16 protein-coding genes are annotated in these 16,339 nt (G+C 62.3%); 9 read left to right on the plus strand and 7 right to left on the minus strand.

Annotated features, from left to right (window positions below; genetic code table 11):
- Positions 1–78: 78 nt before the first annotated feature.
- Positions 79–588 (plus strand): hypothetical protein, encoded by a 510-nt coding sequence (locus HY067_10655; GenBank protein MBI3528416.1) that lies wholly within the window; start codon positions 79–81, stop codon positions 586–588.
- A gap of 80 nt (positions 589–668) precedes the next feature.
- Here the strand turns inward: HY067_10655 and HY067_10660 are convergent, their stop codons facing one another.
- The gene (locus tag HY067_10660) at positions 669–1,253 is read right to left on the minus strand and encodes a YceI family protein (GenBank protein MBI3528417.1); all 585 of its coding nucleotides are present in this window, start codon (positions 1,251–1,253) and stop codon (positions 669–671) included.
- A gap of 200 nt (positions 1,254–1,453) precedes the next feature.
- Here HY067_10660 and HY067_10665 point away from each other — a divergent pair, with 200 nt between their 5' ends.
- Together HY067_10665 and HY067_10670 are read left to right on the plus strand one after the other, a co-directional pair.
- Positions 1,454–1,810 carry a hypothetical protein gene (locus HY067_10665; GenBank protein MBI3528418.1) on the plus strand — a complete coding sequence of 119 codons (357 nt, stop codon included), beginning with the start codon at positions 1,454–1,456 and terminating at the stop codon, positions 1,808–1,810.
- A gap of 97 nt (positions 1,811–1,907) precedes the next feature.
- Entirely contained in the window at positions 1,908–2,336 is a 429-nt protein-coding gene (locus HY067_10670; protein ID MBI3528419.1) for a hypothetical protein, read from the plus strand.
- Between the two features lie 60 nt (positions 2,337–2,396).
- Here HY067_10670 and HY067_10675 read toward each other — a convergent pair whose 3' ends face one another.
- The gene (locus tag HY067_10675; GenBank protein MBI3528420.1) at positions 2,397–3,200 is read right to left on the minus strand and encodes a metallophosphoesterase family protein; all 804 of its coding nucleotides are present in this window, start codon (positions 3,198–3,200) and stop codon (positions 2,397–2,399) included.
- 267 nt (positions 3,201–3,467) lie between these two features.
- On the opposite strand from HY067_10675, the gene HY067_10680 reads away from it, so the two are divergent.
- Genes HY067_10680 through HY067_10690 form a run of 3 tightly spaced genes read left to right on the plus strand, consistent with a single transcriptional unit; the run spans position 3,468 to position 7,580 of the window.
- Entirely contained in the window at positions 3,468–5,855 is a 2,388-nt protein-coding gene (locus tag HY067_10680) for a transporter substrate-binding domain-containing protein (protein MBI3528421.1), read from the plus strand.
- The gene (locus tag HY067_10685) at positions 5,824–6,963 is read left to right on the plus strand and encodes a response regulator (protein ID MBI3528422.1); all 1,140 of its coding nucleotides are present in this window, start codon (positions 5,824–5,826) and stop codon (positions 6,961–6,963) included. The genes HY067_10680 and HY067_10685 overlap by 32 nt, the downstream gene beginning before the upstream one ends.
- The gene (locus HY067_10690) at positions 6,960–7,580 is read left to right on the plus strand and encodes a response regulator transcription factor (GenBank protein ID MBI3528423.1); all 621 of its coding nucleotides are present in this window, start codon (positions 6,960–6,962) and stop codon (positions 7,578–7,580) included. Before HY067_10685 ends, HY067_10690 begins: the two co-directional genes overlap by 4 nt.
- A 145-nt stretch (positions 7,581–7,725) precedes the next feature.
- Here HY067_10690 and HY067_10695 read toward each other — a convergent pair whose 3' ends face one another.
- The 4 genes from HY067_10695 to HY067_10710 all read right to left on the minus strand — a co-directional run bounded on the left by HY067_10695 (position 7,726) and on the right by HY067_10710 (position 10,657).
- The gene (locus HY067_10695) at positions 7,726–8,112 is read right to left on the minus strand and encodes a hypothetical protein (GenBank protein MBI3528424.1); all 387 of its coding nucleotides are present in this window, start codon (positions 8,110–8,112) and stop codon (positions 7,726–7,728) included.
- 240 nt (positions 8,113–8,352) lie between these two features.
- Complete coding sequence (locus HY067_10700; GenBank protein MBI3528425.1) at positions 8,353–9,123, minus strand: SDR family oxidoreductase; 771 nt, start codon at positions 9,121–9,123, stop codon at positions 8,353–8,355.
- 178 nt (positions 9,124–9,301) lie between these two features.
- Positions 9,302–10,132, minus strand: coding sequence for a hypothetical protein (locus HY067_10705; protein MBI3528426.1), 831 nt, complete (start codon positions 10,130–10,132; stop codon positions 9,302–9,304).
- A 21-nt stretch (positions 10,133–10,153) separates the two neighbouring features.
- A complete protein-coding gene (locus tag HY067_10710; GenBank protein ID MBI3528427.1) occupies positions 10,154–10,657 on the minus strand; it encodes a glycine zipper 2TM domain-containing protein in 504 nt (167 codons plus the stop codon).
- A 303-nt stretch (positions 10,658–10,960) separates the two neighbouring features.
- Between HY067_10710 and HY067_10715 the strand changes: the two genes are divergently transcribed.
- From HY067_10715 to HY067_10725, 3 genes are all read left to right on the plus strand, one after another.
- Positions 10,961–12,265, plus strand: coding sequence for an MFS transporter (locus HY067_10715; protein MBI3528428.1), 1,305 nt, complete (start codon positions 10,961–10,963; stop codon positions 12,263–12,265).
- Positions 12,266–12,371: 106 nt separating this feature from the next.
- The gene (locus tag HY067_10720) at positions 12,372–13,400 is read left to right on the plus strand and encodes a TRAP transporter substrate-binding protein (GenBank protein MBI3528429.1); all 1,029 of its coding nucleotides are present in this window, start codon (positions 12,372–12,374) and stop codon (positions 13,398–13,400) included.
- 30 nt (positions 13,401–13,430) lie between these two features.
- Positions 13,431–15,305 carry a TRAP transporter large permease subunit gene (locus HY067_10725; GenBank protein MBI3528430.1) on the plus strand — a complete coding sequence of 625 codons (1,875 nt, stop codon included), beginning with the start codon at positions 13,431–13,433 and terminating at the stop codon, positions 15,303–15,305.
- Here HY067_10725 and HY067_10730 read toward each other — a convergent pair.
- Positions 15,302–16,276: a serine protease gene (locus HY067_10730; protein ID MBI3528431.1), complete on the minus strand. Its 975-nt coding sequence runs from the start codon at positions 16,274–16,276 to the stop codon at positions 15,302–15,304. The two genes, HY067_10725 and HY067_10730, sit on opposite strands and share 4 nt — an antisense overlap.
- Positions 16,277–16,339 lie beyond the last annotated feature (63 nt).

The raw sequence follows: 16,339 nt of genomic DNA on the forward strand, positions 1-16,339 counted from the left end.
TCAAGCTAAAGTTCACTATTGCTATGCCGATTTGTTTTTGAGGCAAGAGTGAGGAGTCGTCAATTGAGTATGAGATCGTTGAAGACCGAAACAATGTTCGTTGCCGCCGCCTTTGCGCTGGTGCTGCAACTCGCCGCCCCGGGAGCGATGGCGGCGGATCTCCTTGCCCAGGCCAAACAACTTGCATTGCCCGCGCATGCCTACCCGGAAATGACGCAGATCAACGACCATGTCGCGGTGTTGATCACGCGCATGGAGGCGAATACCAATCAGTTGAAGGAGTATCGCAGGGCGCGCATCCGCGCCACGGACAGGCGCTACTCCGCGCTGACCCGGGAGTTCAATCAATCGCGCAGTCGTTTGAGCGAACTCGAGCGCAAGCTGGACAAGGCCCCGTCGCTCGATGTAAACCGGTTTCCTGCGCCCGCGGGTAGCGACCGGGGCAGCTCATCGTCCGACGTCCGTGAACGGGCAATGGCTGGGGAGATTAAGAAATACGATCACGCCAAGGCGTTGCTGAAGCAAAGCCTCAAGACCCTCTCCGATCACTACGATCAGCAACTGCGGGAAATCGCCAAGCTGAGATGAACTGGCGCGGGTCAATCGTAAAGGCTCGAGGCACTGGGCATTCGCCACCAATTACTAGTCACCAGTTGCCAGTCACCGATTCATTTATCTTCCCGGATCGCCTCGACCGATATCACGAGCCGCACGTCGTCGCTGACCATCGACGAATATTTGTCCAGCCCGAAATCCGACCGCTTCAAAGTCGTCTGGAGGTCGCCGCCGCAGACGAAGCGATCCAGCACCATGATCTTGACCTGCTTGCAGACGAAGTGATCGGCGGTCAGATACACCGGTTTGGTCACGCCATGAATCGTCAGTTCGCCGTCGAATTCCGACGGCACGCCGTCCCTGAACTTCACGGCGCGGCCGGCGAAGCGGGCCGTCTTGTACCTGGCGACGTTGAAGAACATTTCGTCGCTGAGCACGGCATCGAGTTTTTTTACACCGGTATCGATCGAGCGCGGATCGAGGTCCACGGTGACTTCCGCGGTCTGTTTGTCTGCATCCAGTGTCGCGCTTCCCTTGATGACGCCCATTCGGCCGCGCACGGAGGAAACGCCGGTATGCACGACGGCGAAATGCGCAAACGTGTGGTCGGGGTCTATCCTGTAACGATCGGCTGCCGACGCATGGCCACTGGCAAGCGCGGCGAAAAAAAAGCCGAACACGAGAGAAACAAGTTTCATCACAACCTCCGAATATCCGCGTTGTCGAATCCGGGCGCCGATGCCCGGCCAGGCTGCCGGATCGTCGCGTTTCCTGCATTATCGCCATGTCACGGCCTGTCGCGCCATCGAACGATTTCCGCCAAACGGTGGGCGGGCTGCTAACATCGCCGGACCGGGTGTGCGTCGATCGCGCCCGACACTATTCCGGAGGACAAGTCATGCATCCGAAAGCCAGGTACGTCTTCACCGCCAGTCTCGACATCGATCCCGCCAAGGAAGCTCTCTTCAACGAAATCTACGACGCAGAGCACGTGCCATTCCTGCTCAAGGTGCCGGGGGTGCTGTCGGCAACCCGCGTGACGTCCGAACCGGGTGCGTCCATGAGGATAGACGGACAAAAAAAGCCGCTGGTCGCGGAAGGCGAGCCGAAATACAGTGCCATCTACGAGCTCGAAAGCGCTGAAGTGCTGCTAAGCGACGCCTGGGAAAAGGCCGTGGACCAGGGGCGCTGGCCGAAGGAAATTCGCCCTTACATTCGCGCCCGGCGGCATACGCTCAAAAAAGTCATGCGCTGAATTACGGCGATCCGGCCGTCACGGCGGGCGCGCCAGAACTTCGCCGTGGCGCAGTTGCCAAACCGGCACATCCCGCTTTTTTGCGGAAGGAGGCTCCATGATTCGCACGCTTTTTATTGCCGGCTCCATGTTTGTATCGGCACTCGCCAGTGCCGCGCCCACGGTGGATACGCCGGGCAACAGGCTGGATGCCGCCAACCACCTGTTCGAGCTTCCGGCTTATCGCCTGATCGCGACGCGCCAGCTCTATGAATCGCTCAATTCCCTGCCCGCCGAACAGCACAAGCGCGCGGTGGCCGCCTTGTCCGACCCGGCTGTCATGGCATCGCTGCGCGGCGTCATTTCGCGCAGCATGGCGCAGACTTTCTCCACTGCGGAACTGGAACATCTCGCCCGTTTCCTCCAGGCCGACGTAGCGCGCAGCATGATCGATAAGACGCAGAGCTTCCAGTCCATCCTGACGAAAGAATTGCTGACGGCATCGGTCAGCGATCCGGAGCTGGTAAGGATTCTTATCGGAAGATAGAAAATGATGGGGCGCCGTAACAACGCCGAGAACACACCTCTCAATGGAATTCAGGCGGTTTCAGATCTCGACGACCAGCGTCGGATCGAACCACCTGTTCTCGGTGGTCACCTGCAGCCGCGTGTCCGCAGCCCGCTGTTCGCGCCAGTTTGATGTCCTGTAACCCATCGGGTTGGCGAGCACACGTGTGCCATGGACGGCGAAGTCGAAGCTGTCGTGAGTGTGGCCGTGAAACCACAGGGCTGACTTTCCCATCAGCCGGGTCAGGTCCGATACGAACGCGGCATTGGCGAGGCTGCCGGCCCATCGCGGATGGACGCTGTTCGGATGAGGCGCATGGTGGGTGACAACCACAGTCTTTCCCGCAAAGGGCTTTTCCAGCCTGTCCCGCAGGAAGGATACGGCGACTCGATGCAGTTCGATTGTCTGTTGCGGCGTAAGCCATCCGCCTCCCATGCGGATTTTGCGGAAGTCCACCACATGTTTCAGCGACTCGGCGATGACCGGTTCCATCTTCTCCCGGCCGAACAATTCGAAGTCGGTCCATAGCGTGCTGCCGAGAAAGCGCACGCCGTCGATGGTCAGTTCGTCGTTGTCCAGCACCTGTACGTTCGCGCTGCGTTGGGCTCGCGCTTTCAATGCCGCGGCGGCCGCCTGAAGTTCGGCGTCGTAGTACTCGTGGTTGCCCGGAACGTAAAGCACAGTCCGGTCCGGAAAGGTTTTCTCGGCCCAGTCGATGGCCCGCGTGCCGTTGTCGATGTCGCCCGCCAACACCACCACCTCAGCGCTGATGGCCGGCAGCACGAACGGCGGATGCCGGTGCGAATGCTCCAGGTGCAAATCCGAGAAAAGCTGGATTCTCATGTCGTCAGTCGGGCCGCGGGCGAAGAACTCGTGCATTCTAGAACGTCCCGATGGGCTTGACTGGATCGCCGGCCTTCCAGAGGGGATGAAACTGGCAGACAATTCCGCATGATGTGGGTGTAAGAGGCAGAGGATGCCGGGACGGGAAAAAGCTCTGTGCATCGGTTCCATAACATACTGCTGGCGGGAAGCCGGATGCCATTGTTGCCGGGCATCGACCGCCGTCCTGTTCGCTCAGGCACGGTGGTTTCGAAGGAAGAGGTGTCAGTGAGAGCGTTGTGGGCGCGCAAGCGCCGGTTGATTGCCCCGGTTGCGGCAGCCTGCCTTGCGGCGGGCGGCCTCGCCTTATCCGCCATTGCGGCGGCGGAGCCGACCAGTGCGCCGCTGTTTGTCGATCTCACGCCGGGGGAAAAAAAATGGCTGGCGGCGCATCCGGTCATTCGCATCGGTGCCGAGACTAATTATGCGCCCTACGAATTCCAGGACAGCCGCGGGCATTTCGTCGGAGTCGTCGCCGACTATCTCGACATCATCCGCTACAAGCTCGGAACCCGTTTTCAGGTGACCCAGCTCCCGGACTTCGGAACCGTGGAATACAAGCTTCGAAAAAAGGAACTCGACGTCGTCCTCGCGGTGGCGAGTTCGGCGGACCGGGAGGAGTTCCTCAATTTCACCAAGCCCTACCTGCGCTACGTCAACGTCATCGTCACCCGCGATGACTACAGTTTCGTTTCCGGCCTGAAGGATTTCCAGGAAAACCGGGTCGCGGTCGTCGAGGGACACTCTTCGAAACAACTCACGGCGAGGGTGTATCCGAACTTCAACGTGACGGCCTATTCCAACCTGCTGGACGGCCTGATGGCTGTATCGACCGGAAAAACGGACGGGCTGGTGGACGACATTTTCCCGATCGTGTACATGATCAGATATCGACAGATCAGCAATCTGAAAATTGCCACCGCGGTCGAGAAAGCGCTGCAGCCGCTGGGTTTCTCCGTCGGCGTACGCAAGGACTGGCCGGAACTGGTGGGCATCCTGGACAAGGTGCTGGTTACCATCAGCCACGAGGAGCAGCGGGAGATTTCACAGAAGTGGCTGTCTGTTCGCTATGAAGACAAGGTCGACTACCGCGCCATCTGGACTTCCGTGGCGGTGTTCTCGGCAATTCTGCTGGCGGGGGTGTTCTACATCCGTCAGCTCAGCACACAGCGCAAAGCCCTTCTTGCCGCGCGTGCCGAAGCGGAAGCCGCGAACCGGTCAAAGGATCAGTTCCTCGCCAACATGAGCCATGAGTTGCGCACGCCGCTGCATGCCATCCTCGGCTACGCCGACCTGGTGCGCGGAGGCGCCCTGCCCGAACCGTCGCGCCAGGAGGCGCTTTCCACGATCGCCACCAGCGGCCGCTACCTGCTCTCGCTGATCAACGATCTGCTCGATCTGTCCCGCATCCGCTCCGGTCATCTGGAGCTGAATCCGGCACCGCTTCAACTCACTGCGTTGCTCGAGGAAATCGCGGCGATGGTCCGGGTCGAGGCGCACAGGAAAGGACTGGATTTTGTTCTGGACGCACCCACCGGCCTGCCGGAAATGGTCGAGGCGGACGGCAAACGCCTGCGCCAGATTTTGCTCAACCTGCTTGGTAACGCGATCAAGTTCACCGATTCGGGAGGTGTGACGCTGGGCGTGCAGTGTGTGCCGGCGGAAAGCGGAAAAGTCGAGTTGCGCGTGTCGGTGCAGGACACCGGCGTCGGCATTTCGGCAAAGGACACGACCCGCATCTTCGCGCCATTCGAGCAGGCGGAAGAGGGGCAAAAGCAGGAGTCGGGTGTCGGGCTCGGGCTTGCCATCACTCGTGAGCTCGCGCGCCTGATGGGGGGCGATGTCGGAGTCGACAGCCGGCCGGGGCGCGGCAGTCAATTCCGTTTCACCGTGAAACTGCCCGTGGTTCAGGCACGGCAGGATGCAATCCCGGCGAGCGATTCCGTAGTCGGCTATCGGGGGGCGCGCCGGTCCATTCTGGTCGTGGACGACCAGGAAGAGAATCGCCGGCTGCTGCAACAGTTGTTGGAACCGCTGGGGTTCGGCGTGATGCTCGCCGGCGGTGGAAAGGAAGCGGTTGCGAGCGCCCGCGCAAACCACCCGCATCTGATCGTGATGGACCTGCGCATGCCGGGAATGGATGGCGTGGAGGCGGCCCGCACCATCCGCAGTACGCCCGGACTGGAGAACATTTTCATTGTCGCCGCCTCCGCCAGCAGTGCAGACCTCGAACGTGCCGAAGCGGATCCGGAAACTTTCGTGACCTGCCTGCGCAAACCGTTTCAGACCAGGGACCTGCTGGACGCAATCCAGCGTCCTCTTGCATTGAGCTGGTGCTACGCCGATGCGGGGGTGGCGGCCGGCGCCGATACCGGGGACGTGCAAACCGATGCCATTGCCCCTCCCCGCGCCATGATCGAGGAACTTCTCGACCTGACGCGCGTGGGCAAGTTGGTGCGCGTGGAGCAGATTGCGCTCGAACTCGAGCAGCGGGACGCACGTTACGGCCCGTTTGGCCGGCGCCTGTACGCGCTGGCTCGCGGCTTCGAGGAGGAGCGTCTGGTCGCGATGCTGGAGGACTGCATTGGAACAGGTCGCGATGACGTTGACGGCTGAACGTCGCGGGGCCACTTTGTTGATCGTCGACGACAGGCCGCAGAACCTGCGGCTGATTTCGGACTTTCTCGCCGAACAGGGTTTCGAGCTGATGCTCACTCGCAGCGGCGCGCAGGCACTCGAGAAAATCGAACTGGCAATGCCGGACCTTGTTCTGCTCGACGTGACGATGCCGGAGATGGACGGCTTCGAAGTCTGCCGCCGGCTCAAGAACAATGCGCGCACCGTTGCCCTTCCGGTGATCTTCATGACCGCGCTGGACGACACCGCCCACAAAGTCGAGGGCTTCAGACTCGGCGCCGTGGATTACATTACCAAGCCGATTCAGCGCGAAGAGCTGCTGGCGCGGATCCAGCACCACCTGCAGTTGCACAGTCTGCAAAAGGAACTGCTTTCCAAGAGCGAGGACCTGGCCCAGAAGAATGCGGAACTGGAGGCCTACGCCCACACCATTGCCCACAGCCTGAAGACGCCTCTGGCCGCCGCCAGTCGCTTCCTGGAGATCCTGCATAAATTCAAATCCGACGACCTGACCGCTGAGCAGCGGCATCTGGTGCAGCAGGCGTTCGGCGCGTTGGCCATGACGGGTGATGCAGTCGATGCCCTGCTTTTGCTGTCGACTGTAGCGCAGCAGAGCGTGGAACTGCATCCGCTGGAGATGGGTGCCCTGGTCGAGCAGGTCTTGAGCCAGCTCGCCGACCTGCAGGCGCGCACACGCGCCAGTCTCAAGTTGCCGAAGGCTTGGCCGCTTGCGTTAGGCTATGCACCGTGGGTGGGAGAAGTGTGGCTGAACTTGCTGAGCAATGCGCTCAAATACGGCGGTTCACCACCCGGTATCGAGCTGGGCGGCACGCCGCAAGGCTCGCATGTGCGCTTCTGGGTGCGCGACAACGGGCAGACGCTGTCGGAACAGGAACGCAAGCGCGTCTTCATTCCGTTCACTCGCTTGCATCAGGAGCGTGCCGCAGGGCATGGTCTTGGGCTTGCCACCGTTCAGCGCATCGTCTCGAAGCTGGGCGGCAACGTGGGCGTCAGCGCCGGAACGCATGGGGGCAACGAGTTTTTCTTTGCGTTGCCGGCGGCACCGAAGGCCAGGCGAAAGCCATGAAAATCCTGCACGCCGACGACCATTCCATGTTCCGCGAGGGGCTGGGATTTTTTCTCAGGCTGCTGGATGCCCAGGTGGTGCCGCTGGAGGCCAGCAACTTTCGGTCGACACTGGACAAGCTGGCACTGGAGTCGCCGGTCGACCTGCTGCTGCTCGACCTGGAGATGCCGGGCATGAACGGACTCGAAGGCTTCTACGCCATCCGCCGACGCTATCCGGATCTGCCGATTGCGATCGTTTCCGGCGTCAACGATGCGCGCGTCATCCACACGCTGCTCGACGGCGGAGCCCGCGGTTACATTCCGAAGCTTGCCGGGAGCGAGCAGCTGATGGATGCCCTGCGACGCATCCTGCAGGGCGAGATCTACCTGCCCGACGCATTGTTCATTCCCGCCTCCAAATCCACGGCGGGCGACGACAAACCATCTCCCCTGACCTCCCGACAGCAGGAGATTCTTCCGTTGCTGGCCGAGGGCATGCCCAACAAGCGGATCGCCGACATGCTGGGCGTCACGGAAGGGACGATCAAGCAGCATTTGAAGGAGTTGTTCAGGCGCCTCGGCGCGCGCAACCGTACTCAGGCGGTCAAGGAGGCGCGGCGCCTGGGGCTGCTGTGACAAGTAAGCGAAGGCTGCGCGCGGACGCGGGAGGCCGATGATGCGGCCTTGTACCCGCCCGACAGCCGGGAGAGATCCAAAAAAGAAGGCAGGTCGCCCTGCCTTCTCTTGTTTGCCCGCCTGAATCGGATTAGTGCGGATTCAGTTACTGGGGTTCTACTTTCTTCTTTTTCTTCTTGGCGACCTTCTTGTCACTGTCCGCAGCGCGGGCCGGTTTGGTTGCAGCGCCGCCTGCCTTTACCGAACCGTCGTCCACAGCACGGCCAGGCTTGTCCGAGGCTCCAGCCGACTTCACTGAACCTTCGTCGATGGCGCGGGCCGGCTTGTTCGTGTTGCCACTCGACTTCACCGTGCCGTCGTCAAGAGCACGGGCCGGCTTGGTCGAAGCGCCACTTGATTTCACCGAACCGTCGTCGAGAGCACGGGCCGGCTTGGTCGAAGTGCCACCTGACTTCACGTCGTCGGCCGAGTAGCCCGGCAACGAGAGCATCAGGATGCTGGCTGCTGCCAGCGCAGGAATCAATATACGCATGCAAATCTCCTTGTCGTTAGTCTACGTCATTGGTCTACCGTTGCCTGCCGGCAGATACGGAACGCGGCCGTCACAGTCGACTCGGTTGCGAGGCCCGGAAGAAGGCATTCTTCCGGGCGCCATGTTCTCAACAAGCCATGGGTACCGCAATTCCGCATTCGGGGTACGACCTATTACTTTGGTGATAAGTGGAAGGCCGCGCTTGCGGCAGACGAGGGCCCGATCCCGGGTCGATTCGCATCAGAACTTGCCCAGATGCAACCCGGCGTCCACGAGGATGGATTCGCCGGTCACCAGATCGGCGCCTTCGATCAGCCAGACCGCGACTTCGGCCACGTCGTCGGGACTTGCCGCCTTTGCGAGCGGCACGGTCTTCTCGTAATTGGCCTTGAACCTGACGTATTCCTCCTTGCTGTAGCGGTCGAGATGCCAGCGCGTTTCGATCAGTCCCGGACAAACCGCGTTGACTCGAATTTCCGGAGCGAGGGAACGCGCGAGCGCGAGCGTCATCGCGTTCAGCGCACCCTTGGATGCGACATAGGCCGTCGACGAGCCGATGCCCATGACGCCGGAGATGGAAGAAATGTTGACGATCGCGCCCCTGCCTTGTTTCTTCATTGCCGGTACGCAGGCGCGGATCATCTGGTAGGGGCCGATGACGTTTACCGCGTAAATGCGCTGGAAATCTTCCGCATCGAGGCCATCGAGATCGGTAGCGGCGGCGAACTTGGTAATGCCGGCGTTGTTGATCAGCGCATCAATGCGTCCCCACTTGTCGAGGGCGGCCTTGGCGAGGGACCGGCAATCGGCGTCGTTGCCCACGTCGCCTTTGACCATGACGGCTTCGGCTCCGGCCGTCTTGCAGGCGTCGACGGTTTGCCTCGCGTCTTTCTCACTCTTGGTGTAGTTGACGACGACGCGGCAACCCTTCTTTGCGAGCCGGATTGCGCAGGCCGCGCCGGTGCCGGTAGCCGAGCCGGTGACGATGCACACCGCTCTCTCGAGCTTCATTGTTTTTCTCCCGTGAGGATCGTGACGAACGCAGGAAAATCGCCACCATGCGGACAACGGTCCTCCATTTGATGCGTATTATCGCCGAGCGGCGCCGGTCCCGCACTCCGGGGCCGGCAAAAACAAAGGCCCGTGCCGCGGGCCTGGCTGCTTCTGCGAAAACTTCGTCCTGACGGCGCTACTTCACCGTATAGCCGCGCCCATCCAGGCAGGCGCTGAGCGCGCGCTGGTAATCCGGATCCATCTGCCCGCCCGAGTTGGCAGGATCGAGGCCGGTCTGACTCACCGCCCAACTGTTGCATTCGCCGCGATCGCGGTTCTGCTGATCGGCGTTCTGCCCTTGGCGGGGATAAATGAACAATTGGTTGCCGCCGGACTGTGCCACGGCTGGAGGAGGAGCGACGGGTGCGGGAGGCGCGGTGCCGACAGCTGGCGCAGGGGCCATTTGCTGAACGCCGTTATCGACCGGACCCAGTTCGGTGACGGCGTTGTCGGGCGGAACGACGGTGCCCGGCGGTGGCGTCATCGCGATCGTGCCCGGCGGTTGTTCGACCACGGTGTAACCCTGCGGACCCCGCGCGTAGTACACGTCATTGGCGTAGTAGTAGGGATAAGGTCCCACCCACACCCGCGTATAGAACGGCGGCAGAACCGGAACGATGATGCCGACCGGCGGACGCACTACGATGAAAGTATTGCGCACCGGCCGATACCAGACTCCGCCCGAAAAATAGAACTGCTGTCCACCGTGCGCTATCACGCGCGGATGCGGCGGTAGCACGTTGAACCGGTAGCCGCGTGGCGGATAGTAGTGATCGTGGTGGTAGCGCGAATCGCGGAATTGCTCGCGGTGGAATTCGTGCTCGCGGAACTCGTGTCCGCGAGGGCCACCCTGGTCGGCGTGGACGGGACGAGGGATTCCCGCCACGCACGACAGGGCAAGCAAGGCCGCGATCGCAGCCCGTACACTCAACACTCGAGTGGATGACGCGGTTCGATCGGACGACATGACTGTCTCCCGGGGCGTGGTTTAGCGCGGGGTCACGGCAACGTTCACTCGCAACTGGTTACCCGGGTTGTAGGGCAGCCGGGTCGAGAAACGCTGGCCGTCGTATTCGTACGTCACCATGTAGCCGGTGGTCACGGCCTGGAAACTGTCGACCTGGCGGCAGCGCTGCACCGGCGTGGCCGTGGTGACGGTACCGTCGGACCTGTTCTGGTTGGCGACGGCGTCGCCAGCGACCGCGCCTACGCCCGCACCGACCGCCGCGCCCGCCACGCGGCCGTTGCCGCGGCCAACCTGGGCCCCAAGCAAACCGCCGGCGACGCCACCGATGATGGCGCCGAGATAGTTGCGTTGTTGCGGAACAGCCTGGGTGACCTGCTGCGTTTCAGTCCAACACTGTTGTGTCGGATGGTTGACCTGTTCCGTAATCGGCGCTACCCCGACCACGTTGGCCAATGCTTCAAATGCGTGAGCGTTTACTTGGGAAAACGCCATCATGGACGCAACGGCGATCGATATCTTCTTCATGACCTCTCTCCTTTTCCAACCTCAGCCAGACAAGAACCTGGTTTGTGCTCTAACGTTTTTGAGCGCATCCGGTTGAAGGAGTTTTGTAACGTAGTGTAGAAAGGCCGTGACGGCGTGACGTGCGGGCATACCGGCTCCGCCATAGTCGTAACGACGTGACGCGGTGGAATAAAACGAACCGCGAGATTTGGTGCGCAGAGTTTTGGAGTAACCGGCAAGGGGGCATATCCACCTGAATTTCCGGTTATTTACACCGTCACGCCGCCACATCGTCACGACCGTCCCGATTATGGCGGAGCCGGTATGCCCGCGCGTCACGTCGTCACGGCTTTTCAGGCACAATCCCTCAAGGTGAGGAACGAACAACAAAATAATAATGGCGCGACGCATGGCGGGGTGGATTCCACTCACGCGTGGACGCGGCTGGTGCTGGCGCTGCTTCTTTCGACCATCGGCGGCGTCGGCATGTGGTCTGTAGTCGTTGCACTGCCGGCGGTGCAGGCCGAGTTCGGCGTTGCGCGCGCGGATGCTTCGCTGCCCTACACATTGACCATGTTCGGTTTCGGCGTCGGCGGGATTGTGCTGGGGCGGATGTCCGATCGTTTCGGAATCCTGCCGCCAGTCATCGTCGGCATCGTCTGTCTTGCGCTCGGGTACGCCGCCGCCGCATCGGCTTCGACGCTCTGGCAATACTCGCTCGCCCACGGCCTGCTCATCGGCTTCGGCAGTTCGGCGACCTTCTCGCCGCTGCTCGCCGATACGTCGCACTGGTTCACCCGCCGGCGTGGCATTGCCGTGGCCATCATTGCCAGCGGCAACTACCTCTCCGGAGCGCTGTGGCCGCCGGTCGTGCAGCATTTCATCGAAACGAGCGGATGGCGGCAGACCTTGTCCGGCATCTCGGTCTTCTGCGTGGCCACCATGCTGCCGCTGGTGCTCACGCTGCGCAGGCGAGCGCCGACGGAACCCGACGCCGAATCCACGAATACGCGCGACCTGACGAGGCGCAGCCGTCCGTTGGGACTATCGCCGCAGGCATTGCAGAACATGCTGATCGTTGCCGGCGTATGCTGTTGCGTCGCGATGTCCATGCCGCAGGTGCACCTGGTTGCCTACTGCGGCGACCTCGGATACGGCGCCGCCCGTGGCGCGCAGATGCTGTCGCTGCTGCTCGGATGCGGCATCGTCAGCCGCCTTGTCTTCGGCTTGATTTCGGACCGCATCGGCGGGCTGCGCACGCTGCTGATCGGATCGAGCATGCAGTGCTTCGCGCTGCTGCTGTTCCTGCCGTTCGACGGGCTCGCTTCGCTATATGCAATCTCGGCCTTGTTCGGCTTGTTCCAGGGGGGCATCGTGCCGTCCTACGCCATCATCATCCGCGAGTACTTTTCGCCGAAGGAGGCCGGCGCGCGCATCGGCATCGTGCTCACCGCAACGATGCTGGGCATGGCGCTGGGCGGCTGGATGTCCGGCGTGATCTTCGACCTGACCGGTTCGTACCGGGTGGCGTTCATCAACGGCATCGCGTGGAATGTCGTGAACATGGCGATTGCGCTCATGCTGCTCGGCAAAAGCAGGGGACAGGAAAGAGAAGTGGTTGGTGTCTAGTGAGAGGCGCGAACCAGAATGAAACGACGGCCATCCAATACTAGGCACTAGGCACTAGGCACTAGGCACTAGGCACGAAGTACCCGTCCATCACGGAGAAAAGAACATGACCCTACCGGCATCGCGTCGCCGCTTTCTTGCAGTCGCTTCCGTAGCGGCTGCGTCTGTTTCCGCGGGCATTCCGGTGCGTGCGCGCGCGCAGAGTGCAATTGCCTTGCGCATCTCCTCCTCACTCACTGCCGACCAGAATTCCGCGCATTACATCTGGTACCAGCGCTTCGCCGCCAACCTGAAATCCGCGGTGGGTTCCAGGATTGCGGCTGATTTTTTTCCGAACAGCCAGCTCGGCAAGGAAGCCGATGTGGTGCAACAGGTCAAGGTCGGATCGATCGACATCATGCTGACGGGTTCCTCGATCTGGGCGACCGTCGCGCCGGAATTCGGCATGCTGGACCTAGGCTATGTGTTCGACAGCTACGCGCACATGGCCAGGGCGCTCGATGGCGGCGTCGGCGCGAGCCTCGCTGCGATCCTGCACGGCCGCACCGGCTGCATGGTCATGGGGTGGGGATCGCATTTCGCGGCGCGCAGCGTTTATACCAAGGCGCCGGTGAAATCACTGGCGGAGCTGAAAGGCGTGAAGCTGCGTATGTTGCCGACGAGCGCCTTCATCGACACCTTCAAGCTGATGGGCGCGGTGCCGACGCCGATTCCGTTCAACGAACTCTACACCGCGGTGCAAACGGGGGTGGTCGATGGCTTCGAACACGACGCCTCGACCGTGCTCGCCACCAAGCTCTACGAGGTTACGCGGCACTGTTTCCTGACCGAGCATCTGTTCCCGCCTATGGTCGCCGTGATCGGCAAGCGCGGGCTCGACAGGATTCCCGCGGACATCCGTCCGGCCTTTTTGCAGGTGGCGCAGGAGGCTAGCCTGTATCAACGCGCACAGGCGGCGGAGAAGGGGCGCGCGGCGTTCGAGGAGCTCAGGAAGTTGGGGATTGCTTTCCATCCCATGGCCAAAGCCGAGCGCGACGCATTGCGCAAACAGATGGAAGCGCAACTCTGGCCCGCGTTTGCGAACCAGTATCCCCCCACCAGGCCCTTGTTCCAGGCGGTCGCGATCGCCCGCTAGGATGCGGTAGAAGAGGGCGGGCGACGAAGAATGAAAGATCACGCCGTCTACGTCTCTCAGTTCGCCAAGCCGCGTTCCGCACATCGTGCATTGGGCCGGCTGCTGGTCGCGACGGAAATTTTCGCCGCCGTTGTGCTGGCGAGCGACGTGCTCGTGGTGTTGTGCTCGGTCGTCTGGCGTTATTTCCTGCACGATCCGGTGGATTGGGCGGAGGAAATCGCACGCGCCCTGATGGGCATGCAGGTTTTCCTCGGTGCGGCGACGACGCTGGCGCGTGTGCAGCATGTCGGCATCGACAGCTTTCGCAATCTGTTTCCCGCGTCCTGGCGTCCGCTGCTGATCCAGCTCTGCCACTGGATCATCGTCGTGGTGGCGATCGCGCTGTTGCTGTCCTCGTGCGCGCTGTTTGCAGATTCGCGCGGGCAGACCACGCCGATCGGACTGCCGCAATGGATCTATATCGGCCCGGTCGTGATCGGCAGTGCGCTCATGCTGCTGTTCGGCATTGCCGGTGCGTTGGCAGGCCCGGGCAATTCCGTTTGGGGGACGCTGGTCTTCGGGGTGGCGCTCGCGGCTGCAGTCTGGGCATGGAATGCGGCCGTGCCCGCGCAGGCGATCACGCCACTGATGCTGCTTGCAGTCGGCTTCGTGCTGAGCATCGTCGCCGGCCTGCCGATCGCGTTCGCGCTCGCGTTTTCCGCCTTGCTTTATTTTCTGGCCGATCCCTCGCTGCCGATGCTGGTGTACTCGCAGCAGGTATTGTCGGGCATGGATCACTTCGTATTGCTGGCGATCCCCTTCTTCGTGCTGGCCGGCCTGCTGATGGAGGCGAACGGCATGTCGTCGCGGCTGATCGAACTGTTGTTGCGCATGATGGGGCGCGTGCGCGGCGGATTGAACCTGATCATCATCACCGCGACTGCTTTTTTTTCTGGCGTGTCCGGGTCGAAGCTCGCCGACGTCGCCGCCGTTGGCGGGATCATCATGCCGGCGGTACGCCGCACGCGGCAGGACCCGAACGATGCCGCGGGGCTGCTGGCCGCCTCGGCGGTCATGGCGGAAACCATCCCGCCATGCATCAACATGATCATCATGGGCTTCGTCGCCAACATCTCCATCGGCGGGTTGTTCATTGCCGGCCTGGTGCCGGCGGCGTTCATGGCACTGGCCCTCGCGCTGGTCGCCTATGCCTTCGGTTCGCGCATCGATCCCGCCGCGGCATTCGAAAAACGCAGACAGCTGGTGCCTCTGGTGGGCGGCGCGCTGGTCGGCTTGGTCATGATCGCGATGATAGGCAAAGGCGTGACATCCGGCATGGCGACCTCCACTGAAGTCTCCGCCTTCGCGGTCGCCTACGCGCTGATCGTGGGCGGATTGGCGTTTCGCGAACTGAGCGCGCGCAGCGTATTGCGTCTGTTCGTGCGCTCGGCCTCGATGGCCGGGAGCATTCTCTTCATCGTGGCGGCGGCGTCGAGCGTGTCCTTTGCGCTGACCATCCAGCAGATCCCGCAGCAGCTCTCCGGATTCATGATGGAGCTGGGACACCGCTTCGGTGCGGACGGTTTCGTGCTTGCCTCGACCCTGCTGATGATTGCCTTCGGCGCGATCCTCGAGGGCGCGCCGGCGCTGATCATTTTCGGTCCGCTACTGACCCCGATCGCGCTGCAGCTCGGCGTCTCCCCGCTGCACTTCGGTACCGTCATGGTGGTGGCGATGGGGTTGGGGCTGTTTTCCCCGCCGGTCGGCCTGGGTTTGTTCGCGACCTGCTCCATCACCGGCACCGAGCTGAAGGACGTGGTGCGGCCGATGGCGAAGTATCTCGCGGTACTGTTCGTTGCGCTGCTGGTGCTCGTGTTCGTGCCGGCGTTCTCGCTCTGGCTCCCCGCGAAGTTCGGCTTCGGCTAATGCAGCGAGGGCTTCTTCAGGAAGTCGTTGCGGTCGACCGATTGCAGACGCACGTTGAGCAGCGAGCCTTCGCGAGCCAGCGTCAGCGGAATTGCCGTGCCGGCGGCACCGAGCCGCCAGATTCTGCGGAACAGATCCGCCAGCGATGAAACACGCTGGCCGGCGACTTCGAGCACCATGTCGCCCTGGCGTATGCCCGCGCGATGCGCCGGGCCGTCCTTGGCCAGTCCGCCGACAACGATCTGGCCGCTCGCCTCCGTCGCATACATTCCCAGCCAGGGACGCGGCGCACGGCTCGAGCGCCCCAGCTTCATCATGTCGTCCAGAATCGGTTCGAGCAGGTCGATCGGCACGATCATGTTGCCCTGCGCCTGCTTGCCGTCGAGTACCTCTTCCACGAGCAGCGAGCCGATGCCGAGCAGCCGGCCGTCGTCTCCCAGTACTGCCGTGCCTCCCCACTGCGGATGCGCTGGCGCGGTGAACAATGCTTCGTCGAGCACATACTCCCAGTAACCGGCGAATTCGCGTTTGGCGATGATCTTCGCTGTCAATGCATGCGCGCGCCCGCCGTGGCCGATGACGATGACGTCGTCTCCGATTGCGCAAGAGGTTGCGCTGCCGCGTGGCAGCGCAGACACGCCGAGACGGCCGAGCGGCTGCACCAGTCCGAATCCGGTGGCCTGGTCGTAAGCCAGCGGGTAACCCGCGACCGCCAGGCCGCTATTGGTCGTCAGCCAGATGCTCCGGGCTTCGGTAATGAGATAGCCAATGGTGAGGACGAGGCCGTCGTCGCGGATGACAACGCCGTTGCCGGCCCGCTCGGTGCCGAGGATCGAAGCAGTAAAGGCGTCTTCGGGGATTTCCGAGCGCAACTGCACGACTGCGTCCAGTGCCGAGTCGAGGTCGAACCGCAACTCGTCCTGCTGCGGTTGCACGCCCTTCGGAAAAGCCCAGTTGCCTGGTTCGGCCATGAAGAGAATCCGGATCGCGCCCGCCGACTGCGGCGGCAACGAGGCATGTTACGCGATTCCCCG

The sequence above is a fragment of the Betaproteobacteria bacterium genome, from assembly GCA_016194905.1.
Lineage (GTDB): Bacteria > Pseudomonadota > Gammaproteobacteria > Burkholderiales > JACQAP01 > JACQAP01.